Raw genomic sequence first — 23,733 nt, 5'->3', positions numbered from 1 at the left:
CTACGCGACTTCTGCCGGGCGCCCTCCACACACCCAAAATGCCCCGAACGAACCGGCCCCGCCGCCGCACACCGCCGAAAACCGGCACCCAACACACCCCAAAAGCGGCCAGAGCAATTCCCGTGAGCAATCAGGGCTAGACAGCGGCCGCCAGGATCCACTCATAGGCAGGCTGAGCGCGTACGCCCGCGGGCGCCTCGGCAGGAAGGCCACGGTGGTCGAGCGTCAGCAAAGACCGCTCAGCCGACGGGAACGCTTGACCGGCAGCGGCGAGAGCACGGAGTTCACGGGTGCCTGTCTCCGCGTCAGTGGCATCCGCGCACACCTGGATGAGTTCGGTGGTTCCATCGAGATGACGTGCAAGGAAGTCCACTTCGAAACCCTCGGGTGTCCGGACGTAGGTGACCTCGCTCCCCCGACGCTCCAGCTCGATCAGGACTGCCGTCTCCAGGGCGTGCCCCGTATTCGCCCTCCCGGTTCGGTCGTAGACACTGATGAGTCCAGAATCGATCGGGTACGCCTTGCGGGGGTTGACCATCCGCTGCCGCACCGACGCGGCCTCCATCCACACCGTTCGCACCAGAAAGCTGTCCTCGAGGCAGCTCAGATGCTGATGCACGGTGTCTCGCGCAATCGCGATCCCCTGGGAACGCAACGAACGGTGAAACTTCTCGACGCTGAACATCGCGCCAGCGTTGGCCAGCAGTTGACGTGCCAGCCATCGCAAGCCGACGACGTTGGTAACGCCGTGGCGGTCGATCACGTCCCTCAGCAGGGCAACGTCCACATAGTCGGTCAGCAGCCGGCGCCGCATCGCGACATCCAGTCCCTGTGCTTCGGGGAAGCCGCCGATGTCGAGCCACTCGACAAACGCATCCTCGACGTGCGCCCGCTCGGCGCGGCGCATCAGTCGGGGAGATTCGGGCAGCGTCACGCCGCGATGTCGCAGCGCCTCGTCAAAGCCGAACGGGTGCATAAGAACCTGCCAGGCCCTGCCCCGAAGCTCGGTTGCGATTTCGCGCGACAGCAAAGCCGCCGAGGAGCCCGAGACGAACACCTCCGCGCCGTCAGAATCGAGCAGGCGACGAACGAGTCGCTCCCAACCCGGCACGACCTGGATCTCGTCAAGAAACCAGCACATCGGCGCGTGAGCGCTAACGGACGCTGCGAGCCAATGTCGGTCGGTGTACTCGTCAATCAACGCACCCAGCTTCGGCGCGTCGAGCCCATTCAGGCGTTCGTCTTCCAAGGTGATGAAGGGAAGATGTTCGTCAGGCGTACTTGCAGCGCTGCGCTCGGAGCGCAGCTGGTGCAGGTACGTCGTCTTGCCCGCACGACGCATGCCGACTACCGCAGTGGCCTTGCCGACGAAGGCGGATCGGCCGGCGACGCGGCGCGGCGTGAGCGCAGCCGGACGGCGCGCTTCCTCCAGCCGTGCGAAGAAGGCGTGACGCAGTCGCGGCGAGGGTGCGTCTGCCGCCGCCGTGAGCGCCCACGTGTCGTCTGCTGATGATGCCACCGCAAGTATTCTCCTTCTCAAAAGGAGAATCTAGCACCAATTTCGCCTCTGGAAAAGGAAAATTAACCAACGGCACGGATCGCCGCTGCCGTTCGCGTTTCTGTGCCGCCACCTGCTGTCACGGCAGTGACGACCCTACGGCTGCGGAGCAGTCCTGTCGCCCGGTTTTCTGGACAGCTTCGACAGGCAGCGATAGCGTCGAAGGGACATGAACAGGTCGCTCGGACTCCTAGCCGTGTTCTGCGCGGTTGCTGTGGCCTGTGGCTCGTCCGCATCCAGCCCGAGCGCAGACGGGACTGCTGGCGGTTCCGAGGCCCCTGCGACGACGGCGGCGGCAGCGTCCACCAGTGCTGCGGCAGCCGAGCCGTCGGTTCCCGCGGCGATAGAGCCGGTCGCCGATCGTCTGGCGGCAGATCCCGAGGCGCCGATGGCCGAGTGGGTCGCGGGGATCAACACAGCCGGATGGGACTTCCACCGGCACCTGGCCGGCAACGCGGTGTCCAGCCCGATGAGCATCGGCGTCGCCTTCAGCTTGAGCCGCGCCGGAGCGTCGGCCGACACCGCAGCGGTGCTGGATGACATCTTCGGGTTCCCGTCGGCGGGCAGCCACAGCGCTGCCAACGCGGTCGACCGCTTGCTGGCTGAGGCATCAGCGGAACCCAACACCGTGGAAGTCGCCAACCGCCTCTTCCCCGACGACGGATTCTCGCCGCGACCCGAGTTCCTCGAGACCGCAGCAACGCACTACGGGGCGACGATCCAGCCAGTCGACACCGCTGACGGCGATGCCGCAGCCGAGGTCATCAACGACTGGGTCTCGGGCCGCACCCGTGGCCTCATTCGGGTGATCGTCAACCCCGACGCCGTCCAAGACCAAAGGCTGGTCTTGGTGAACACGGTGTATCTCAAAGCCGACTGGCTCGAGCCCTTCCTGGCAGACCTCACCCGCGACGGCGAGTTCACCACCGACACCGGCCAGGCAGTCACTGTGCCGTTCATGCAGGACCACGAAGCCGTCCCCCGCAACCATGTCCTGCTGGATGGCGCCGACGCCGTGGAACTGCCTTATGTCGGCAACGACCTGGCCATGTGGCTCATCGTCCCGCACGAACCCGACGGCCTCGCCGCCGTCGAAGCCTCGCTCGACGCTGCCTCGCTGGCCGAACTGCCCGAGATTGCTCGGCGGGGCACCGTTCACCTCACCATGCCCAAATGGGAGCAGACACTGCCGCCCGCCGACCTGTTCAAGTGGCTGTGCCCGCAGGGATTCTGCGCCGGCGCAGGGTTCGACGGCATCGCCCCCGGCATCTTCATCACCTCGGCACTGCACAGCGCCAAAGTGATCGTCGACGAGAAAGGCACCGAAGCAGCAGCAGCCACAGCCATGGCGTTCAACGAGTCCGCGCCTCCCCCACCCGATCTCACCGTCGTCGCCGACCGGCCGTTCCTGTGGACGATCCTCCACCCCGAGACACAAGCCATCCTCTTCGTCGGCCGCCTCGTCAACCCTGCCGCCTAGGAGGCTGGTCGGTTCTTGAGGTTCGCGGTTGGTGGTGTGGGCGGGTGGCCGCGGGTGGTGGTGTGTGGCGGTCGGGGTGTGTGTCAGGCGATGACGCCGAGGCGGCCGGCGAGGTCTGGGTTGAGGGCGGCGGTTCGCCATTCGAGCCAGTGGCCGGCTTTGGCGAGGCCGCGCCAAGGGGAGATCAGTTGCTCAAGGTCCGATGGTGAGACCACCCGCCGTAGCCACGAGCTCGCCGCGAGCAGCACCGCTGCGGCACGACCTGCGCCGCGGCTGCTCACGCCCCTTGCGGACGCTCTGTGCCACCTCCGCCGCCGGGCGAGCTATGCGGATTCGCTCCTGCCACGATCCGCCCAGCGCGGCTTCCGTGATCGGCGGCGTCGGTCGAGCCCGGCACGCGCAGCGGCGAACCCGGCTCAGAGCCCGCCGACATAGTCGGCGGTGGTCGATTGAAGCTGAGAATGCGCAACGGAACTCGGCGGGCACTCAATGTGCCGGAGTTCGGCAGACCTTTCGCGACTGATGGAGACGGTGTTGCCGCCGGGCACCGAAATGCTGTGCGGGGATTGAGAGTCTGCGAACCCGCTCTGTGCGCTCCCCGCATTGACAGTCACTCGTGATCTTTTCTTGCTCGTCGTGGTTGTGCTGGGACTCGTATCTCCATAGGTGCTGCAAATTCGGCTCGCGGTGATGTCGAGAGTTCGGAGTCCGGTGAGATTGGCGATGTCGAGATCGTTGAGCACGTCGTTGTACTGGAGATGGAGGTCTTCGAGTGTGCTGTTGGCGTTGGGGAAGGTGATGCTCATGCGGTCGCCGTCGAGAGAGGTGTAGGCGACCCGTTGGTCGTTGATCAGCAGCTTCGTCAGCGACGGGATGGCGCTCTGGGCGGGCAGCGCCCACGACTTGACCCGGTTGCGAGTCAGCACCAGCGTCTCCAGGGCGGGCTTGTCGCCCAGGCTCAGCGCGCTGAGCGTGTTGCCCCGCAGGTCCAGTTCGCGCAGCTTGGGCAGGCTCGCCAAGGTGATGCCACTGAGCCCGGCCTCGCGAACGTGCAGTATCTCCAGGCATTCGAGGTTCGGCACCGACTGCGGGCCCGACAGCGGGTTCGCTGTCAGATACAGCCGCTTCAGCCGCGACAGGTCGCCCAGGCCGTCGAGGTCGTCCAGCGACGTGATGCGGTTGGCCTTCAGCGACAGCGTCTCCAGCGACCCGAGCTCTGACAGGTCGACCTCGGTGAGCCGGTTCGCGCCCAGCGACAGGTACCACAGCGAGTCGAAACCCGCGAAGCTGATCATCCCCGCATCGGTGATCTCGTTGCCCCACAGCGACAGCTCGCGCAGCCCCGTCGCGTACTGCAGTCCCTCCAGGATCCGGATCGGCGCCGCTTGGGTGTCCAGTCGCGACGCCGACAGCTTCCGCAGCGACCGCAGAGCGCCGCGGGTGACCGGCTCGCCGGGCCCGAGACCCAGATGATCCTCCAGCACCGCCAGCAGCACCGGATCGGGGACCGTCACCGTCTCATCGTCATCAGCCGCAGCAGCTACCTCGGCCGCAGCGACGCGAGCGCACGGGCCCACGGACTCCTCGTCGGAGCCCATTCCCTGGGCGCCGACCCCCCCCCCCCCGGGAGCGGACGTGACGACCACGGCCGCCCAGACCGCGACTGCCAACACCAGCTGAAATACACGAGCGTTCCTCATGACCGCGAACCCTACACAACCTTGGCAGGATTGCATTGCCTCGTTTGGTCTCATCCGTCGGCATGGGGCCAGATGCCGTGCGGTTAGTCCGATGGTCGGCCTGACCAGCTCGTGCGCGACGGAGTCCTGCGCACCAGCACGAAGACTGGCTCCGCGACGCCAGCGCCGTCGACACCTTCTTGGCGTGGCACCCCCAGATTCTCGACTGGCACCACACAGGACGGCCCAGCAACGGCCGCATCGAAGGCACCAACAACCTCCTCCAAGTCCTGCGCCGCCGAGCCCACGGCTTCACCAACCACACGAACTTCGAAGCCCGCGGCATCCTCACCACCTAACCTGACCCCGCCGAGCCCAGCAGCCCCACCCCACAAAAACGCGAAGGCTCACGATTTATCGCGAGCTGGGCCGCTGCGGCGGGGTCGAGGGTGTCTATGACGCTGAGGCAGCGCAGGCCGATGCCCGGCTGCGGGCGTTGCGTCCCAAGGCCGCCAAGCTCGAAGCGGGCCCGGCGCTGGCCGGCGAGGTGAACGACAGGCTGGGTCTGTGCTGGTCGCCGCACGCGATCAGCGCCGATCTGGCCGCTGTGGGCGCGTCGGTGTGCGCGGAGGCGATCTATCGGGCGGTGTGCAGCGGCCGCTGCCTCGGCGGCGACGCGTGGAAGTGCCTGCCGCGCCAGCAGCGCTGCCGCAGGCGGCGCAGCCGCCGCGGCGACAAGGCCAGCCCGCTGGGCGAGTACCGCCCGCTGGGCGAGCGGCCCGCCGCCGCGGCGGACCGGTCCGAGCCGGGCCGCTGGGAAGGAGACCTGATCATCGGCGCGAACAACAAGACCGCCGCGGCCGCCCTCGTCGAGCGCACCAGCCACCACGCCCTCGTCGTGGCGCTGCCCGACGGGTACCGCGCCCCTCAAGTCGCCGAAGCGGTCACCGCAGCCCCGGCCCGCCAGCCGGCCCATCTCGTGCGCTCGCTCACCTGGGACCAAGGACGCGAACTCGCCCGCTGGGCCGACATCGAAACCGAGCTCGGCATCGATGTCTACTTCTGCGAGCCCCACAGCCCCTGGCAGCGCGGAACCAACGAACAGACCAACGCACTGCTGCGACGCCGGCCGCCCAAAGGAACACCCCTGGACCTCAACCCCCTGCGACTGTCGATCATCGAGGACAGCCTCAACACGATGCCCCGCCGACTCCACAACTGACAATCAGCCGCCGACATCTACACTCAACTCACTCGCAACCACCGATAGAGCTTGCCGTGCGTCGGCAATTTGCGCAGGGCCTGCCGAAGCCTGTTTCCGCAGGTCAGCGGGCCGCGACCTGCCCGCAAGAAAACCGCGACACACCACTAGAAGCCCAGCTCGACGTCACCGCTCGTAGGCGGTTCTATCTCGAGCTGCTCCCCCGCGATACGCGAATTGCGGAGCGTGCTCGCTCATGGCCCTCCAGACCTACCGGTAGTCGATGTCGAAACACCTGTGCGACACGAGGTTCTTCATTCCTCGCCGTCCGACGTGCAGGTATTCTCGTTCTATGGCCGCCCCGGACATCGAAGCAGCGCGCCGAGCTGCCGACGAACTGGTGCGTGCCGGCGCTGGGCGCGTGTTGCTGTTCGGATCGGTAGCGCGCGGGGAGGCGACAGACCGCAGCGACATCGACTTGGTGGCGATCTACGACGATCTGGACTACAAGGTGCGCTCCAAGCGTCGCTGCGCCCTGGAGGCCCAGGCCGGTGCCGTTGCGGGCTGCCCAGTCGACGTAGTGGTCACTGATGCTCCCGAGTGGCAAGTGCGCACCACCCGGGTGCCGTGCTCGGTTGAAGCTCGTATCGCCGGCTACGCGGTCGAACTGGCCGACACCGGCCGCCACGCAGGGATCGACTGGAACAAGGAGATCGGATTGCCTTCCAACCCAACCGCAGAGCTGGCCAGCCGATTCGGGGAGATCTACAACGCAGCGCTCCGCCTCGAGAACCACCTCCGACCCACTGTGGCCGAGATCAGGGACGCCGACGCCGGCAACACCGCCAGCCAGCACCACAAGGAAGGCGTGCGCTTCGCGTCCGCTATGTCCGAAGTCCTTGCCATCGTGGAATCAGCGGCGAAGGCCACTCACATCGCCTCTGTGGGCACTGCGCCGGCATGGAAGCACAACATTCCCGCTCTGCTCAAGAACCAGCCCGAGCCGATCCGCAATGCCTTCTTTGCGTTGGCGGGCAGCACCCTCGACCTCACCGTCCTCGACGAGTGGCGGAAATCGAACTACCTCGAGAACCGGCCTGATCTCCCGACCGAGGACGACCTCCGCGAACAATGCACCGTGGCGCTGCACATCGCTGCGATCGCCGTCGACCAGTGCCGCCTGCAAGGCATTCCCGAGCAGGATCTCGCACTGTGGGACGAACAGGTCTCACTGGTGTCTGATCTCCTTGACGGCCCGCTCCGATACCGCGACACACCCGACATCGGAATCGAGCTGTGATCGGCACGGCACAGCCCGTTCCTTTCAGCCCTCCAGCTGTCCCCTGAGCTTGGCCACGGCTCGGCTACCGCCCTCGTACTGCGCGAGCGCCGCGACCACCTCGTCTCGCGGGTGGTCGCCTTCGCTGAGGCCGAGTTCCGACGCTGCGGTTCGGGTGACTCGGACTGCAGGGGCTGGCGGCTCCCGCCACTCAGGGAGGGCCTCCTTCCAGCCGTCGACGCAGCCAACAGCGTGCAGGGTGCAGCGACGCCAGAAGTAGTCGTCCTGCTTCTTGTCGGGAGCCTTCCAGGTCACGACGGTGGCGTCGTAGCAGTTGCGGGGGTTGTCGGTCACTTGCAGATTCCTGTGTCCGGTACGCAAGGCGTGGCTCACGGCCTCGATGACCTGTTCCCGCGTGGCGCCGGTGGTGAGGAACGCCAGCTTGCCCTGCACGCCTTCCACGAGACCGTCGCCGGCGAAGACGATCGGCACCGACTCTTCCTGCTTGCGCTTCCAGTACTGGTCCCGCTCGCGCTGAGCCTGCAGGTCGGCTACGCGTTCCTCTGGACCGAGGCGACGTGGAACCCGGCCACGGGCGGCGATCGGGTGTCGCCGGGCTGTGACCGCTGCTATGCGCAGACCCTGGCCGAGCGGCTCAAGGCGATGGGGTCGCCCAAGTACCAGGACGACGGCGACCCGTCGACGAGCGGGCCGGGCTTCAAGCTCACCTTGCATCGGTCGTCGCTCGATGTGCTTCGACGCTGGAGCGCATCCCGCCTCGTGTTCGTGGACTCGATGAGCGATCTCTTCGGTGACGATGTGCCGCCCGAGTTCATCGTGCAGGTCTTCGGGGTGATCAGCGAGACGCCCCAGCACACCTGCCAGGTGCTCACCAAGCGAGCGCAGCGGCTGAGCCGGATCGCCGGCGGGCTCGACTGGCCGTCGAACCTACCGATGGGCGTGAGCGTGGAGACTCGCCGGTAAGCGTTCCGCATCGATCACCTGCGCAAGGTGCCCGCAGCGGTGAGGTTGTGGGGAGGCAGGACGCCCAAGGCCGGCGGCCGGGAGCTCGAGGGCGAGGTGTGGGATGAGCTGCCTGTCGGGGCAGTGAGCTAGCGCTTCGGCGGTCGGTAGTCCCGGGGGTCACGACACGCGTCGTACATCGCCTTGTCGATTGGCAGCCACGTAGTGCCCGGGACGCCCCTCGACGATCGCACACGACGGCCGGCGGGAAATGCGGACTCGTAGACGAGTTGCCGACCTTGGGCTTGAGCAATCGTCTTGGCCAGCCGGACTGCAGGGCCAAAGTCGGTGTCCTGGCTGACGATGATGGCGAGGTCGTAGCGCTGTTCGTGCGTTGCCCGGACCAGGTCCCCCGCGAGGTTGCAGCCCAGCGGGCGGGGAGCAGATGCCCGCAGCGTAGCGGGCTGTCCGACTCAGCATCTATACAGCGCACTCCGCTGACGGGTGACTGCGCGGAGCATCGCTCGAAACCAGGTTGGTTGGTGCTCGGCCCGTGACTTATGGTGCTCGTGTACTACAACCTCTGTGGGCATTACACCTAGCAGGCTGCTGAAACATGCAGGTCTGGCCGGAAGCGCAAGCCCCTGACCTGCGGGTTTGCAACTGGACACCGCCTGAAAATCGACTGTTTCAGCATCCTGCTAGACGAGGCACTCACCTCGATTTTGTGGCCCACACGACCCGACGACAACCTTGGTAACTACCAGATCGAGATTGATCGCCATCTGCCTGGCAACGAGCACATGCGTTTGCGCAGAGCGGAGCGGCTTGACCTCAGGTCCTGGGTGATGATGTCGTTGTCGTACCCCAACGGAGAGGTCCGTTGGGTCGGCGTCGACGAACTCAACTTCGTCGCATGGGAGCTCGCAGTGCGCTACGAGACCGCTTGCCGACTCGCCGAACTGCACTACACCCAAATCTGCGACGGCCCAACTGACGAAGAGTTTGCGGTCCGCGTCTCCGAGATCGAACGGCTGCTCGGCGAAGCCGATCGTCTGTCTCAGATGGAACTCTCGATACGCCCAGCAATCCCCGATGACAGCGGCATCATCCGGCTGCTTGCTGCGTCGCCCCGCCCGCAGCCGATCATTCCGAGACGCTCCCGCCTCGAAGAGCTGGCGCGTTCCTGCCTTCCCGATGCTCGCGGAGATGCGGTCTGAGACCCATACCGTCCAGTCCCACGCCAGCATCCCGAAGCGAAACGGCTTCTTGCTGCCAGCAGCACCCTGAGGCTCTTCGCAACCTGATCAGCCGAGAGAGTGATCTCCATGAACACAATGCGACCGTCAGCGAGCTGCTGCCTCAGATCAGGCGTCTTCTGCGCGGCGGTTAGCGCCGCAACCTCGCTCAGTCGGCGAAGAGGCGGCTGAGCGGGTAGGTGAAGCCGGGCAGCACTGAACCGCCATCGAGGATGTCGGCCTCGGTCAGGGTCTCGGCTGCGTCGGTGCCGGCGCTGCGGATGTCGACTGTCTTCGAGTCGGGATGCACCACCCACACCAGCCGCACGCCGAAGCCGAGCCACATCGCAGCACGTTCTGCGAGCTCGCCGAGCCGATCGTTCGGCGACGCCACCTCGACCACGAGGTCGGGCACCACTTCGGCATATCCGACGGACACTTGCCCGGGCGGCAGTCGCGCCGCCGAGGTAAAGGCGAGGTCCGGTTCGCGCACCGTGTCGGGATCGTGCTCAACCAAGATGCCGGAATCAGTGCCGACGACGGTGCCGAGGCCGTGAGCCTCGGCATGGTCGGCAAGCCGTGCGCCCAGCCGCAGAGCGAGCTTCCCGTGCAGCTGTCCGGCAGACATGGTCTCGCGGAACACTCCCCTGACCAACTCGCCACACACGCCCTGAGCGTCGAGGCGCAGCAGGTCCTCGGCGGTGAGCAACGTAGCCGGGAAGGTGGGTGTGACGATTGCCATTTATTCTCAATATCTTTCGTTCTGCCGACAGCCGACTTCAGCAAGCACCTCAGGGGCGCTGTATCGACATTCTCTCATCCGGCGGGGCGATGGGAGAAACGAATTCCCCGAAACCCGCGGACGAGGCGATGGCGTCGTCGCGATTGGAAACCGAGGGATTCGTCGAATCGGCAGGCCACGAATGCGAGTCCTGCAGGGCCTCAAGCCGGCTCGTCCAGGCATGGAAGCGGGGCAGGCTGCTCTGATTGCGTCAAGTCCGATCTCCTTTGCGATGGCTGGGCCATGCAGGCGCTTGCGAAAACTCGGAACTACGAGTTCGATGCGCCTGCTCGGCGCCGTGGCCCGATCGTCGTTGATGTCTTCAGGGGCAAACTGGCGAGCAACCTGTTCGAGCGCATGCAGTGCGCCGGACGGCAGACCCGGAATGATGTTGAATGCCGTCGGATCTGAGAACAGCAGCGCCTCGAATTGGACTTGCCAGACCCATTCGCCCTGATGAGCACCGTGACGTCACCGAGATCGGTCAACTCCACATCAGCAAGCGAACGAAAGCCGCGCACCGACACTCGCTCAAAGCGGCTTCGAGACTCAGCCGGCGGCGCCCCGGGCTCTCGCAGGTCGGGTTCGCTGTCCATGAGACCGGCAACCTTGCGTCGAAGTCAACCCAGCGTCCGCCCCGCATCCTGAGATGCGCCCAGACGCATCGCGATCCTACGGCGAGGGCCAAGCGGCATGGCCTGCACGGGGGTTAGCGTGATGCTCGACAACCGCGAGGGGTCGCGTTCAGCGGCTTCCGGGGTTCAGTCGGCGAATAGCTGGCTGAGCGGGTAGGTGAAGCCGGGGAGCGTTGGGGTGCCGTCGAGCCTGTCCGCCTCGGTCAGCGTTTCCACGGCGTGGATGTCGGCGGTGCGGACCTCGACCGTCTTCGATTCGGGATGCACTACCCACACCAGCCGCACGCCGAAGCCGAGCCACATGTCGGCGCGCTCTGCGAGTTCGCCCGGGCGATCGTTCGGCGAGGCCACTTCGACCACGAGGTCGGGCACGACATCGGAGCAGCCGGTGGGGGCGGCGCTCGGCGGCAGTCGGTCTGCCGAAGTGAATGCGATGTCAGGCTCTCTGACGGTGTCGGGATCGCGTTCGAGCAGGATGCCTGCATCGGAGGCCACCACGGTGCCGCAGCGCCGCTCGTCGGCGTAGTCGAGGAGCCTGGCGGCCAGCCTCACCACGATCATCCCGTGTCGGTATCCGGCAGGCGTCACTTCGCGGAACACTCCCCTGACCAGCTCGCCTCGCACGCCCTGAGCGTCGAGGCGCAGCAGGTCCTCAGCGGTGAGCAACGCAGTCGGGGAGGAATGAATGGCAGTCTTCATTTAATTTGAATGCCTTTCATCACTTCAGGCAACGGCCCTACACCGCGAGCGTATTTGACGACGGTGATCGAGATGCTGTCTCGCCATTCTCGCGCCCCGACGATCCGCCAGAGAAACGAATTCCCGACAGCAGCGCTGGCGGGCGAGGACTTGGGCTGGTTGCCTTCCATATCGGTCGCCCGGCGGTGTCAGCCGATTGCGTGCGCACTGGGTTCGCGGCATGATCCGCCTCCACCGGCAGCTTCAGCCCATGCCATGCGGTCGCGTCTTGCTACGACTGGGTCCTGCGAGACTGCTGACGGCGGTGGTGTTGCCAGTTTTGGCAACACCACCTAGGATGCCTGTATGGCACCCGAACGCCGTGTAGCAGACATCTTGCGCAAAGCTCGCGAGGCCCACGGGCAGTCGTTGCGCGGTGCCGCGCGAGAACTCGGCGTCGACGCGTCATACCTGTCGCGAGTCGAGTCCGGCGAACGGTCGCTGACGCCTGGGCTGCGGGAGCGCGCGGAGAGTCTGTACGGGATCGATGGCGATGCTCTGGCCTTGTCGGCGGGGCAGGTGCCGACTGATGTAGTCGAGATTCTCCAGCGTCATCCTGAGTTGCTGGATGAGATACGAGCCAAGCATGGTCAGCCCGGCTAGCGCGTACCTCACCCAGACTCTTGCTGGCCGGTTTCAGCTCGTTGGGCATGTGGCGGACGGCAACTTCTCCCATGTGTTCAAGGCCGTCGACCAGCGCCACAATGCTGTGGTCGCTGTGAAGATGCTGCGGCCAGATGCCGCTGTGATGAGCTCACCTCGGAAGTCAGGACGAAGGAAATGACGATCACCCTGCCCGACGACCGAACTGTCAAGCCGTTCGGCTTGCAGTCCAGCCGTATCTCCGTTCCGCCGGCATCCGAACAGCCGGCATCTGACGTGGCCGGGGCCTCAGATGACTTCGCTGAGCATGTCGACGGGGATCTGCTGCAGGCACGTGCACTGGCCGAGAAGCACCCCGACTCGCCGACTTCGTTGGCGCGACTGGCTGCTAGCGAGCTTAGTTTCGGGAACCGGGTGAGTGCCCGCGCAGCGGCTGATCAGACGCTCACGTCTGACAGCCTCGATCCGCCGGCGATGTTGGTCGCTGCGCACACTTTTCTGACCTTGGGGGAGATCGATTCGGCCGATCAAGCGCTGCAAAGGGTGCTCGGCGAATCCGGCGCTGGTGAGGGCGCCAAACGCGCTGCAGCTGCGCTCGCTGCACGCATAGCAGCGCACAACGGACAGCCGCACGCAGCGCTCGAGCTGCTCGAGCAATGCGATGACCTAGCAGGCCTGACGCTCAAGGGCACTCTTCTGATTGAGACAGGCCGCTACCACGACGCGATCCGTGCGCTGCGGGCAGCGTTGAACGAGGCGCCTGACTCTCCCGAGGCCCTGTGCAACCTCGGCTACGCGTACGCCGCAGCGGACTCTGTCCGCAAGGCGATGCGCAGTACGTTGGCGGCGACGGCTCTTGATCCGACAGATCGAACTGCTGGCCTCAATCTCGCCTCTCTCATGCTTCCCAAGGATGCAGCAGGGACGGTAGACGTCATCGACCGGTTGATCTCCTATCACCCTGACGATCTCCGGCTCGTGCGCGCAGCAGCTGCGGCAATGTACGAAGCTGGCGACAGGACCGGTGCCCTGCGTCGCCTGCGGCGCCTCCAGGGCTCCACCAGGCTGCTCGAAGCCACTCCTGTCGAACGCGAGGAATTCAACCTCGATGTCCTCCTGCTGTCCGAGCAGCACATGGTCGCCCCGTCGTATGCCTTCGAGCACGCAGCGCAAGCACTCAAGCGGTGCGAATACCGCAGCGCAGCAATCGCCCGCCTGCTAGCTGCGGGGGCCACCACATCGAAGGATCTGCCGATCCTCGAAAGGGCCTACGGCGAGCTGCTCAAGCAGCACGAACGGACCGCGCTCTTTGCTGTTGAGTACACATTGGCGCTGCTCCGGTTCGATTTCGACCGCTGCGTAGAGGTGTCCGAGGAGTGGGTGCAGCACGAACCGTTCTCGGCTGACGCCCACGTAGCCGCCACCTACGTGCTCGCTTCCTACGCAGGCCACTACAGCGAAGCAGCCCGTGTCGGGCTCACGGCGCTCAGGCGAGGCATTCACAGCGACGGCCTCCGCAACAACACAGCGTTCGCTCTCGCCATGGACGGCAGGCCCGATCGGGCAGCACGCGTGCTCCCCGACTTGTCGGAATGCGAACTGGCGCTGGCAACAGCGGGACTCATCGAGGCAGTCCGGGGCGATGTCGACAGGGGCGTCAAGATGTACGGAGAGTGCGCGGACCAATTGCGTTCCGATGGACGCGACGATGTTGCTGAACTGGTCAGCCTCTACCAGCTTCTCGCAGAGGTGATCGGCGGCAAGGAACAACCCGAAGGTTGGTTCGAGGCAGTTTCCAGCTGTTGCAAGAGCGCAGATCCCCGTTTCGCGATCATCTTCAACGCAATCACACGTGAAGCCGCACGTTCCGGGGACTTCCGCTGAGTCTGGCGAGCTTGGCTTCAGCCAGCGGCCCCTAGCCAGTCCAGTTGGGGTCGAGTTCCATCCGTCGGCCGATCCGATGCAGCAGAACGGGGCTGAGCTTCTGACCGAGTAGAACCGTCACTGGCCGAACGGCAACGAGAGGGCGATCAACAGGGACGGGTGGCCAAGAGTTCCGGCATCCGCGCGGTCTGATGCGAATGTCCGCCCGCGTGTGGGGTCGGTGAACTCCACCGGTGGTTGCAAACTCCACGACCGGCCGTCTTGACGGTCAGATACAGCCGCCAGTGGAGTTCGCCCTGCATCGCGGTGGAGTTCCGCAAGAATGCTGCCCGGCGTAGTCAAGTCACGAGCGAACGGGGATCGTGTGAACGCACAGACGCACAGTGAGCTGGCGAATTTCATCTGGGATATCTGCAATTTGCTGCGGGGTCCCTACAAGCGCAACGAGTACCGCAAGGTGATTCTGCCGCTGACGGTGCTGCGCCGGTTCGACTGTGTGCTCGCGGACACCAAGGACGACGTGCTCGCTGCGGACAGGGTGCATGCCAGCCAGTCCGAGAACGTGCGCCGTCAGTTGCTGGCAGCGGCGGCGCAGCGGCCGTTCTACAACACCTCTCCGTTCGACTTTCCCCGCCTGCTCGACGATCCCGACCAGATTGCTGCGAATCTCAACGCGTACATCGCCGCGTACTCGCCGAACGTGCGCGACGTGATGGAGCGCTTCGACTTCGGGTCCCAGATCGCCCGCCTCGACGAGCGCCGGCGCCTGTTCCAGGTGATCCAGCGGTTCGCAAGCCTCGACCTGTCGCCGCAGCGCGTTGACAACATGCAGATGGGCTACGTGTTCGAGGAACTGATCCGCATCGGCGCCGAGCAGTCCAACGAGGAGGCCGGGGAGCATTTCACGCCTCGCGAGGTCATCCGGCTCATGGTCAGCCTGCTGCTGTCGCCCGAGCCTGACCTGGGCAAGGCGCACATCGTCAAGACCATTTACGACCCCGCCTGCGGCACGGGCGGCATGCTCACCGTTGCGGAGGATTTCCTGCGCAGCCACAACGCCGACGCCCGCCCGCACCTGTTCGGCCAGGACATCAACAACGAGTCCTGGGCGGTGTGCCGCTCGGACATGCTCATCAAGTGCGACAACGCCGACAACATCGTGCTGGGCGACTCGTTCACCGACGACGGGTTCCGGCGCCGATCCGACGACACGCCGTGGACGTTCGACTACATGCTGGCCAACCCGCCGTTCGGTGTCGAGTGGAAACAGCAGCAGAACGCCATCAAGCGAGAACGCGACACCCTCGCCTACCAAGGCCGCTTCGGCGCCGGCCTGCCGCGCATCAACGACGGCTCGCTGCTGTTCCTCCAGCACATGCTGTCCAAGATGCAGCCTGTCGCCGTCGACGGAACCGGAGGCAGCCGCATCGCCATCGTGTTCAACGGGTCGCCGCTGTTCACCGGCGACGCAGGCAGCGGCGAGAGCGACATCCGCAAGTGGATCATCGAGAGCGACTGGCTCGAAGCGATCATCGCCCTGCCCGACCAGCTCTTCTACAACACCGGCATCTCCACCTACATCTGGATCCTCACGAACCGCAAGGAACCGCAGCGCCGCGGCAAGGTGCAGTTGATCGACGCCCGCGAGTTCTACGTCAAGATGCGCCGCAGCCTCGGCGACAAGCGCAACGAACTCTCCCCGGACCAGATCGCCGACCTCACCCGCATCCACGGCAGCTTCACCGACGGCGAGACACGCCCCATTACTGACGAGGACCCCATCACGCATGAGCCGCGCACTCGGGACCGCGTGGTCAGCAAGGTCCTCGACAACGACGACTTCGGCTACCGCAAGATCACCGTCGAACGGCCCCTGCGGCTCAGCTTCGCCGCCACTCCCGAACGCATCGCCCGCGTCGAGGACCAGACCGCGTTCGCCAAGCTCGCCACCAGCAAGAAGTCGCCGGGATCGGCCTACGACGCCGAGGTGGCCCAAGGCGAAGCCCGTCAGCAGGCCATCCGCGACACGCTCGCAACCCTCGCAGACACAACCGGAGGGGAGACCGTCAGCAACCGCGACGAGTTCACCGCACGTCTGCGAGCCGCCGCCGAAGCGCACGACGTCAAGCTGTCCGCACCCGAGCGCAACGCCGTCCTCGCAGCGCTCAGCGAACGCGACCCCCAAGCCGACGTCTGCCAGGACCGCAACGGAAACGACGAACCCGACGCCAGCCTGCGCGACACCGAGAGCGTGCCCCTCGGCGAGGACATCGAGGACTACATGGCACGCGAAGTCCGCCCCCACGTCCCCGATGCCTGGGTCGACGACGCCAAGACCAAGACCGGCTACGAGATCCCGCTCAACCGCCACTTCTACGTCTACGAGCCGCCCCGGCCACTCGAAGCCATCGAAGCCGACCTCAAGACACTCGAATCCGAGATCGGGCAACTGCTCGCAGAGGTCACCGCATGAGGCAGTCCTACGCGGCCTACCGGGACTCGGCCGTGGACTGGGTGGGGAGAATCCCGGAACACTGGCAGATCATGGACTTGGGTCGCATCGGCTCCTTTTTCAAAGGCGGCGGCGGAACCAAGGCAGACGAGACAGAGGAAGGTCACCCCTGCGTGCGATACGGGGACCTCTACACCCGTCACGACTTCCACATCCGCGAGAGCCGCTCCCGAATCAACCCAGATCGCGCTGCTGTGTACACGCAGATTCAGTACGGGGACTTGCTTCTCGCAGGATCAGGCGAGACCTTGGAAGAAATTGGCAAGTCGGCAGCGAATCTGCTTCGTGAGCCGGCGTTCTGCGGCGGTGATGTCGTCATCTGTCGGCCCGAAGTCGAAATCGACGCCACATTCTTGGGCTACGCCGCCGACTGCGCCGCGTCACGGCATCAGAAATCGGGCATGGGCCGCGGCGTCACCGTGATGCACATCTACAGCAGCGAACTCAAGAAACTCGCGATCGCTGTGCCTCCCTTGGAAGAACAAGCGCAGATCGGCGTATTCCTCGACTCCGAAACCGCCCGCATCGACAAGCTGATCACGATGCAGGAGTCGCTCATCGAGCGGCTCGACGAGTATCGGACGGCCCTGATCACACGGGTGGTGACCAAGGGGCTGCCGCCCGAGGCTGCCGAGGCCGCCGGGCTGGAACCGGCGCCGCGGCTGAAGGATTCGGGCGTGGAGTGGCTCGGTGAGGTGCCGGAGCATTGGGAGGTGTACCAGTTGCGCCGAACATTCAGCATTGCGAATGGGGGAACGCCAGCAACGAGTGACGATGACAATTGGGATGGCGAAATCGTCTGGCTGACTCCTGATGACCTCGGTCGAAATGAAGGCAAGTCGATCGCCGAGGGACGACGGAACATCACGCCAGAGGGAATCCGGAACAGCGGTGCTCGTCTCTCGCCACCGAGTTCGGTAGTGCTCTCGACCCGCGCTCCCATCGGTCACCTTGCGATCACAGAGATGCCTGCGGCAACGAATCAGGGGTGCCGAACGCTTGTGCCCACGACCGGCGCTGTCGGCGGCTTTGCGTACTACTCGCTCGTTGCGAGTAGGGCCGTGCTGCAAGCCGCAGGCAAGGGATCAACTTTCATGGAGCTTTCGGCGGCGGACTTGGCGCAACACCGATTGCCGCAACCGCCTCCCAATGAGCAACAGGCGATCGCTGAGTACCTCGGCGCTCAGTCGGGCCGTATCGACACTCTGCGGTCGAAGGCCGAGTTGTCGATCGAGCGTCTTGGGGAGTACCGCTCTGCTGTGATTTCGGCGGCGGTGACGGGCAAGATCGATGTGCGCGATGAGGCGCTGGCGGGCGTCGGGGGTGGTGTGTGATGGCTGTGCAGACCTCTGAGGAGGCGTTCGAGTCGTCGGTGGAGTCGATGCTGGCAGGGGCGGGCTGGGTGTCGGTGACGCCTGATGAGTGGGATGTGGATCGGGCGCTGTTCCCCCAGCGTGTGGTCTCGTTCGTGCGCTCGACGCAGCCGGAGTTGTGGGAGCAGGCTGGGGCGTCGCAGGGCGATCAGCTTGAGTCGCGGCTGTTGGAGCGGTTGTGCAGGGAGCTTGATCTCAAGGGCAGCTTGGAGGTGCTGCGTCACGGGTTCAAGTTCTTGGGCAAGGTGTTCCGGCTGGCGTATTTCAAGCCCGCCCACGGCCTGAACCCCGATGCGTTGGCGCTGTTCGGCGCGAACGAGTTGACGGTGACTCGTCAGGCTCGTTGTCATCCGGGCAGGGGCGACACGGTCGATCTGCTGTTCGCGCTGAACGGTGTGCCGTTGGCGACGTGCGAACTGAAGAATCCGATGACGGGCCAGAACTGGCAGCACGCGGTCAGCCAGTACCGCACGGATCGTGAGCCGGGTGCGCCGCTGTTCCGGTTCGGCAAGCGGGCGCTGGTGCATTTCGCGGCGGACCCTGACGAGGTGCACATGACGACGAGGCTCGCGAAGGGCGAGACGCGGTTCTTGCCGTTCAACCGCGGCAGCCATCCGGGCGAAGTGCGCTGCGGCGCGGGCAACCCCTCTCATCCGTCGGGCTATCGGACGGGCTATTTCTGGGGCGAGGTGCTGGAGCGGGACCGGTTCTTGGACGTCATCGGCTCGTTCATGTTCACCGAGCGCCGCGAGGAGAAGGTCATCGACGCGAAGGGCACCCGCACGGTCAAGCGTGAGACGCTGGTCTTCCCGCGCTATCACCAACTCGACTCGGTGAGCCTGCTCATCGAGACCGCCCGCGCCGAGGGGGCGGGGCACAACTATCTGGTGCAGCACTCGGCGGGCAGCGGCAAGACGAACTCGATCTCGTGGCTGTCCCATCGCCTGTCGAGCCTGCACACCATGGCCGACGACAAAGTGTTCGACTGCGTGCTGGTGATCACCGACCGGCGTGTGCTCGACGCGCAGCTGCAGGACGCAGTCTCCCAGATCGAGCACACCCAGGGCGTGGTGCAGGCCATCGACGAGGACTCTGCCCAGCTTGCCCGAGCGCTTACCGACGACACCAAGATCGTGATCACGACGCTGCAGAAGTTCCCGTTCGTGATGGGGGGCCTGCTGCGCATCGCCGGCGCGGACTCGCCGGATGGGGCGGGCGATGCCGAGGCCGCTCAGGCGGCGGGGTGGGCGCAGGGGCTGGCGTCGCGGCGCTATGCGATCATCGTGGACGAGGCGCATTCGAGCCAGACCGGCGACACCGCCCATCAGATGAAAGCGCTGCTGGGGGCGGGGGCGCTGGCTGGGGGCGAGGACCCCCAGGACTGGCAGGACGGCCTGAACGCGATGGTGGAGTCACGCGGCCCGCAGGAGAACCTGAGCTTCTTCGCGTTCACGGCGACGCCGAAGGGCAAGACGATCGAGCTATTCGGGCGTCCTGACCCGAACGACCCTGACGGCAAGCCGGTGCCGTTCCACAGCTACAGCATGCGACAGGCGATCGAGGAGGGCTTCATCCTCGACGTGCTCGGCAACTACACCGACTACGACACGTACTTCAAGCTGGTCAGCACCGCCGAGGAGGACCCCGAGTTCCCCAAGCGCCAAACGGCGACCAAGCTCGCGAAGTTCGTAGCGCTGCACGAGCACAACCTGTCCCAGAAAACCGAGATCATCGTCGAGCACTTCCGCAATCAGGTGATGCACGCCATGGGCGGCAGGGCCAAGGCGATGGTGGTCGCGGGGTCGCGGCTGCACGCCGTGCGGTACATGAACCATTTCACCCGCTACATCGAAGAGCACGGCTACGACGACGTGCGCCCGCTGGTGGCGTTCAGCGGCACCGTGGTCGACCCCGACACCGGCTTCGAGTACACCGAGCCGAGGATGAACATCGACATCGTGTCGGGCAAGCCGATCAGCGAGGCCGCGCTCGCGGGCCGGTTCGACTCGCCCGACTACCAGATACTGCTCGTTGCTGAGAAGTATCAGACGGGGTTCGACCAGCCGCTGCTGCAGGCCATGTACGTCGACAAGCCGCTGTCGGGCGTGCATGCGGTGCAGACCCTGTCGCGGCTGAACCGCACCGCGGCGGGCAAGCAGCCCCCGTTCGTGCTCGACTTCGTGAACTCCCCAGCCGACATCGCCGCTGCGTTCGCCCCGTATTTCGACGTGACGCAGTTGGAGGAGCGCTCGGACCCCTACCAACTGGACAGCCTCGCCTACGAACTCGACCAGGCAGGCGTGTACCAGCAGCCCGAAGTGGACGACTTCGCCTCGGTCTTCTACCTGCCCGCCTACAAACAGCAGACCGGCGACCACGCCCGCCTCGAAGCCGCATTGCAGCCCGCCCGGGACCGCTTCGCCGACCTCGACGAGGAAGCCCAGGACACATTCCGGGACCGGCTCACCGCGTACGTGCGCCTCTACACGTTCCTGAGCCAGATCATCCCCTACGCCGACTGCGAACTCGAACGGCTCTACTCGTTCGGACGCATGCTGCTGCCCCGGCTGCACACCCCCGACGAACCTGACCCCATCGACCTCGGCGGCGATGTGGAACTGGAGTACTACCGCATCCAGAAGATGTCCAGCGGAGCCATCAGCCTCGACGACGACAGCGACGACGCCACCGTCTCCAGCCCCGGCGACGTCGGCACCGGCAAGCCCGAAGAGGAGACCGAGCCGCTGTCACAGATCGTCGACCGCCTTAACCATCTCTTCGGCACTGACTTCGCCGAGAGTGAGCGCCTGCTACTCCAATCCGTGCACAACGACGCAATGCAAGACAGCGACATGATCGTCACCGCGCAAGCCAACGACTTCGACAAGTTCTTTCTCGCCCAGCGTCCACGCCTGCGAGCGATCATGCTTGAGCGTCTCGCGGAGAACGAGACGTTCGTCAACCGCTGCCACAACGAGGCCAGCATCGGCGAAGTCGTCGACACCGGGCTGATGCAAGCGATCTTCGATGCCGCCCACACCGGCTCATCGAAGCCAGCAAGTTGATGGGCAGCTGAGTACAGCCCGACGAAGCCCCTGATGACGCGCTCGCCTCACTGCGGCAGAGTGTCCCAGTACTACCGGTGCGACTGGCCGAGGTGTCTTGGGGGGCTCTCGCCTGCCATGGGTGCACCCAGGACAGATGCGGCTCAGCGGTACTTGGCGGGGGCCTACGACTCGGTCGAGGGGCTTCTTCAGGCCTTCAAGACTCTTCGCGTGATGCGGGCAGGCCAGCAGTCGGACTCGGTCAAAAGGGCAGCTGGCCCACGTCCGAAAATGCTCCCGGAACCGGCGGCCTTCGGCGGTACGGTGCCAGTGTGACCCCCAATCACACTGCAGAGCAGGCCACGGCCGAAGGCGCCGACGAACGGGCGGCGCGTCTGGGCGCGCTGGCCCGGAGCCTCAAAGTCATTCGCTCGGACAAGTCGTACTTGGCCGTGACGCTGACTTCCGACCGCGATGGGTGGGACTTCTCGTTTCATTCAAGCTTTGCTGGCTTCCCGGATGGCAAGGGGGCCGATCACGGTGTCGAATTGCGTGAGCCGTCGCTGGTCTACCCCGAGAGGATGACCCGCATCTGGGACACCTTGGGCCAGAGCTGGATCGTCGTGAACGAGGACGCACAACTCGTCCTCTATCTGCGGATCGGCGGCCACGCCCTCGTCGCGGAAGATGTGGCGCAGCGTCACCTTGCCGAGTTCATCAAGCCGCAGGCGTACGTCAACGTCGGCCCGATGGGGTTTCGCCGCTACGACCCGGAGTCCCGCGAAGCCCAGCAGCGGCGCCCGAGACCTCGACTGAGAAAGCGAGTCCTCGCGCGGGACGCTTACATCTGCCAGATGTGCGACAACGCTCCCGTGCACGAAGACGGGCTGAGCCAGCTCCAAACCCATCACATCAAGCCGTTCGGCAAAGGTGGACCCACCGCCGACGACAATCTCATCACCTTGTGTCGAGGCTGCCACGAAGGCCTTGACCCGCACGATCAGCCGTGGCGGTTCTGGTATTCCGATGCCCCCATGTTCAGAGCGCTCGACGAACTGGACGCAGAAGCTCACGACAAGGGCATCGAGGCCTACCGTCGGCTCGTGGCCAAGGCGATCAATAGTCTCGACCGCCGAGAATAAGTGAGCCTTGATTCATCATCAGCCAACACAGAAAGCTTGCGATGACCAGCAGCGCTGACGAATCGGCGGCCACGGATCGCAGCCTGCCTGATGTTCCCCGATTGATCTTCTTGGACTCGAACATCGTTCAGAACCTCGCATCATTTGGCGAGTTCATCTACGAGAACGGACCCGTCACTGATGTCGACAGCAAGTTGGAGAACAAGGGTCAAGACATACGAGACGATGTTCTCGCGCTCGCAGAATTGATGGACCTCGGTCGACGAGGTGGTCTGCCATTCGTGATTTCGCCAAGAGTTGCTGAGGAACTCTCAGTGCCACGAAGAAGTCTCGCAAAGCGCCAACAGCTTGCGTTCAGCAGCAACGAATGGTCCCACTATTCGTCTGGGCTATTGGAAGCGGTCGCTGAGGAATCAGACTCGTCGTCATCGCCTCGCGCCATCCGAGTCAATCCGAGGCAACGGCGCTGCGGGCCTGAGTCGATGTCGACACTCCGGGATGAAGGCGACCGCCAACTCATGGTCGACGCCCTAGAACTCGGCTGCGACGCGTTTCTCACGATGGACTACAAGATCTGGGATGCGCGGGACTCCATCCGGCGCTTCGGAATCCGAGTCCTGCGCCCAGTCGAACTCATGAATGAGATGCGCCCTCTGGCCGGTTTGGTCCGCTAGCCGGCTCTCAGACTCGATTCACCACGGTAGGTAAACCTCACCGTGGACGTCGTCGGCCAGTTCGAGAAATGCCGGTGACCCGTTATAGCGACGAAGCTGGCTACTCACCGGTGCGTAGTGGCCTGAGTCGGGTTGCGATGGGGTCCGGAAGGCCTCATGGTGGATTTCCAGTGCGAGATCGATCGAGGCTCGGTCGCCGATCGGTCGCTGGGCTTGCACTTGCATGATGCCGTAGCTGCCTGAGCGAAACAGGATGCCCTTGAGCCCCTCCAACCGACGGAACCACTGCGGGCGCTGTATGGACTCGACAAGGAGCACTGTTTCGACGACGTCGGCGTCGAGGCCATTCTCAGCCGCAGCTCGCCGTGCGTAGCTCAGGAGCTCTGGTCCGATACGCCGGCGCTGCGTGGCGACGATCTCCGCGAGCGTGCGTTGCGGTGCCCGCGTGGAGCGAATGAACGCGAACGTGAGCATGGAACCCAGCAACGCAGCCCAGATCTCGTCACGGATGCTCTCGAGATCTGGCACCAATGCCGAGAGCCGGTCGCCGACAAGCATCGCCGCGGCCAAGCACGCCGCAACCGCTGCGGAGGTGACGAGATGCAGCACAAGCAGCGGGCCCCGGCGTTCGTCTGACCGTCGAAACCGCATGATGCGCCAGACAGCGCGCAACGATGTCGCCCCGGCATGGACCAAGAATGTGACGGCCGCGAACGGCCAAACAGGCCAGTCGAGTGCGTCCATCTGGCGCACCCCGAAGATCCCGACGAGCACGATCGGCCCGAAGCGGAACACGATGTAGCGGCTCGGCACCAGCGCCTTGACGTGGGACCAGTAGTCGGTCAGCGAGAAATAGTTCTGGGGCCACTCCGACTGGATGCGCCGGTAGATGAGATTCAGAGCGAGCGCGGCCACGAGTCCTGCTCCTGCCGATCCCGCCATCGTCATC

The 23,733-nt window shown here is 65.1% G+C and carries 21 protein-coding genes and 1 pseudogene; 13 read left to right on the top strand and 9 right to left on the bottom strand.

What is annotated here, in order from left to right; all coding sequences use genetic code 11:
- Positions 1–136: 136 nt before the first annotated feature.
- On the bottom strand, positions 137–1,519 hold the full coding sequence (locus ACOGXQ_RS17690; RefSeq protein ID WP_419944920.1) for an ATP-binding protein: 1,383 nt from the start codon (positions 1,517–1,519) through the stop codon (positions 137–139).
- 208 nt (positions 1,520–1,727) lie between these two features.
- Between ACOGXQ_RS17690 and ACOGXQ_RS17685 the strand changes: the two genes are divergently transcribed.
- Positions 1,728–3,038, top strand: coding sequence for a serpin family protein (locus tag ACOGXQ_RS17685; protein WP_419944919.1), 1,311 nt, complete (start codon positions 1,728–1,730; stop codon positions 3,036–3,038).
- Positions 3,039–3,121: 83 nt separating this feature from the next.
- On the opposite strand, the gene ACOGXQ_RS17680 is transcribed toward ACOGXQ_RS17685, so the two are convergent.
- Positions 3,122–3,319 carry a hypothetical protein gene (locus ACOGXQ_RS17680; protein ID WP_419944918.1) on the bottom strand — a complete coding sequence of 66 codons (198 nt, stop codon included), beginning with the start codon at positions 3,317–3,319 and terminating at the stop codon, positions 3,122–3,124.
- Between the two features lie 135 nt (positions 3,320–3,454).
- A complete protein-coding gene (locus tag ACOGXQ_RS17675) occupies positions 3,455–4,738 on the bottom strand; it encodes a leucine-rich repeat domain-containing protein (protein WP_419944917.1) in 1,284 nt (427 codons plus the stop codon).
- Between the two features lie 179 nt (positions 4,739–4,917).
- Between ACOGXQ_RS17675 and ACOGXQ_RS17670 the strand changes: the two genes are divergently transcribed.
- From ACOGXQ_RS17670 to ACOGXQ_RS17660, 3 genes are all read left to right on the top strand, one after another.
- The gene (locus tag ACOGXQ_RS17670) at positions 4,918–5,076 is read left to right on the top strand and encodes a transposase (RefSeq protein WP_419944916.1); all 159 of its coding nucleotides are present in this window, start codon (positions 4,918–4,920) and stop codon (positions 5,074–5,076) included.
- A 53-nt stretch (positions 5,077–5,129) separates the two neighbouring features.
- A complete protein-coding gene (locus tag ACOGXQ_RS17665) occupies positions 5,130–5,939 on the top strand; it encodes an IS30 family transposase (protein ID WP_419947425.1) in 810 nt (269 codons plus the stop codon).
- Between the two features lie 331 nt (positions 5,940–6,270).
- Positions 6,271–7,218 carry a nucleotidyltransferase domain-containing protein gene (locus ACOGXQ_RS17660; protein ID WP_419944915.1) on the top strand — a complete coding sequence of 316 codons (948 nt, stop codon included), beginning with the start codon at positions 6,271–6,273 and terminating at the stop codon, positions 7,216–7,218.
- Between the two features lie 24 nt (positions 7,219–7,242).
- Here ACOGXQ_RS17660 and ACOGXQ_RS17655 read toward each other — a convergent pair whose 3' ends face one another.
- A complete protein-coding gene (locus ACOGXQ_RS17655) occupies positions 7,243–7,551 on the bottom strand; it encodes a hypothetical protein (RefSeq protein WP_419944914.1) in 309 nt (102 codons plus the stop codon).
- 186 nt (positions 7,552–7,737) lie between these two features.
- On the opposite strand from ACOGXQ_RS17655, the pseudogene ACOGXQ_RS17650 reads away from it, so the two are divergent.
- Both ACOGXQ_RS17650 and ACOGXQ_RS17645 read left to right on the top strand, forming a co-directional pair.
- Positions 7,738–8,313: pseudogene (locus tag ACOGXQ_RS17650) on the top strand (DUF5131 family protein).
- A 650-nt stretch (positions 8,314–8,963) separates the two neighbouring features.
- On the top strand, positions 8,964–9,380 hold the full coding sequence (locus tag ACOGXQ_RS17645) for a hypothetical protein (RefSeq protein WP_419944913.1): 417 nt from the start codon (positions 8,964–8,966) through the stop codon (positions 9,378–9,380).
- A 187-nt stretch (positions 9,381–9,567) separates the two neighbouring features.
- On the opposite strand, the gene ACOGXQ_RS17640 is transcribed toward ACOGXQ_RS17645, so the two are convergent.
- From ACOGXQ_RS17640 to ACOGXQ_RS17625, 4 genes are all read right to left on the bottom strand, one after another.
- A complete protein-coding gene (locus ACOGXQ_RS17640; protein ID WP_419944912.1) occupies positions 9,568–10,140 on the bottom strand; it encodes a Uma2 family endonuclease in 573 nt (190 codons plus the stop codon).
- A 6-nt stretch (positions 10,141–10,146) separates the two neighbouring features.
- Positions 10,147–10,557, bottom strand: a complete 411-nt coding sequence (locus ACOGXQ_RS17635; RefSeq protein ID WP_419947424.1) for a DUF4276 family protein — start codon at positions 10,555–10,557, stop codon at positions 10,147–10,149.
- A 383-nt stretch (positions 10,558–10,940) separates the two neighbouring features.
- Entirely contained in the window at positions 10,941–11,513 is a 573-nt protein-coding gene (locus ACOGXQ_RS17630) for a Uma2 family endonuclease (RefSeq protein WP_419944911.1), read from the bottom strand.
- Positions 11,510–11,683 (bottom strand): hypothetical protein, encoded by a 174-nt coding sequence (locus ACOGXQ_RS17625; protein ID WP_419944910.1) that lies wholly within the window; start codon positions 11,681–11,683, stop codon positions 11,510–11,512. The genes ACOGXQ_RS17630 and ACOGXQ_RS17625 overlap by 4 nt, the downstream gene beginning before the upstream one ends.
- A gap of 175 nt (positions 11,684–11,858) precedes the next feature.
- On the opposite strand from ACOGXQ_RS17625, the gene ACOGXQ_RS17620 reads away from it, so the two are divergent.
- The 7 genes from ACOGXQ_RS17620 (at position 11,859) to ACOGXQ_RS17590 (ending at position 22,784) form a co-directional block, all read left to right on the top strand.
- Positions 11,859–12,155 carry a helix-turn-helix domain-containing protein gene (locus tag ACOGXQ_RS17620; RefSeq protein WP_419944909.1) on the top strand — a complete coding sequence of 99 codons (297 nt, stop codon included), beginning with the start codon at positions 11,859–11,861 and terminating at the stop codon, positions 12,153–12,155.
- 177 nt (positions 12,156–12,332) lie between these two features.
- The gene (locus ACOGXQ_RS17615) at positions 12,333–14,039 is read left to right on the top strand and encodes a tetratricopeptide repeat protein (protein WP_419944908.1); all 1,707 of its coding nucleotides are present in this window, start codon (positions 12,333–12,335) and stop codon (positions 14,037–14,039) included.
- A 364-nt stretch (positions 14,040–14,403) separates the two neighbouring features.
- Positions 14,404–16,512, top strand: a complete 2,109-nt coding sequence (locus ACOGXQ_RS17610; protein WP_419944907.1) for a type I restriction-modification system subunit M — start codon at positions 14,404–14,406, stop codon at positions 16,510–16,512.
- The gene (locus ACOGXQ_RS17605; protein WP_419944906.1) at positions 16,509–17,885 is read left to right on the top strand and encodes a restriction endonuclease subunit S; all 1,377 of its coding nucleotides are present in this window, start codon (positions 16,509–16,511) and stop codon (positions 17,883–17,885) included. Before ACOGXQ_RS17610 ends, ACOGXQ_RS17605 begins: the two co-directional genes overlap by 4 nt.
- On the top strand, positions 17,885–20,989 hold the full coding sequence (locus ACOGXQ_RS17600; RefSeq protein WP_419944905.1) for a type I restriction endonuclease subunit R: 3,105 nt from the start codon (positions 17,885–17,887) through the stop codon (positions 20,987–20,989). The genes ACOGXQ_RS17605 and ACOGXQ_RS17600 overlap by 1 nt, the downstream gene beginning before the upstream one ends.
- A 311-nt stretch (positions 20,990–21,300) precedes the next feature.
- On the top strand, positions 21,301–22,110 hold the full coding sequence (locus ACOGXQ_RS17595; RefSeq protein WP_419944904.1) for an HNH endonuclease: 810 nt from the start codon (positions 21,301–21,303) through the stop codon (positions 22,108–22,110).
- A 41-nt stretch (positions 22,111–22,151) separates the two neighbouring features.
- On the top strand, positions 22,152–22,784 hold the full coding sequence (locus ACOGXQ_RS17590; RefSeq protein ID WP_419944903.1) for a hypothetical protein: 633 nt from the start codon (positions 22,152–22,154) through the stop codon (positions 22,782–22,784).
- 18 nt (positions 22,785–22,802) lie between these two features.
- Here ACOGXQ_RS17590 and ACOGXQ_RS17585 read toward each other — a convergent pair whose 3' ends face one another.
- Positions 22,803–23,732 (bottom strand): hypothetical protein, encoded by a 930-nt coding sequence (locus ACOGXQ_RS17585; RefSeq protein WP_419944902.1) that lies wholly within the window; start codon positions 23,730–23,732, stop codon positions 22,803–22,805.
- Position 23,733: the final 1 nt, after the last annotated feature.

This window comes from Candidatus Poriferisodalis sp., from assembly GCF_965208485.1.
In the GTDB taxonomy this organism is placed as follows: domain Bacteria; phylum Actinomycetota; class Acidimicrobiia; order Acidimicrobiales; family Poriferisodalaceae; genus Poriferisodalis.
The sequence above is the reverse complement of the archived record's forward strand: the minus strand, read 5'-3'. Positions and strand labels throughout refer to the sequence as shown.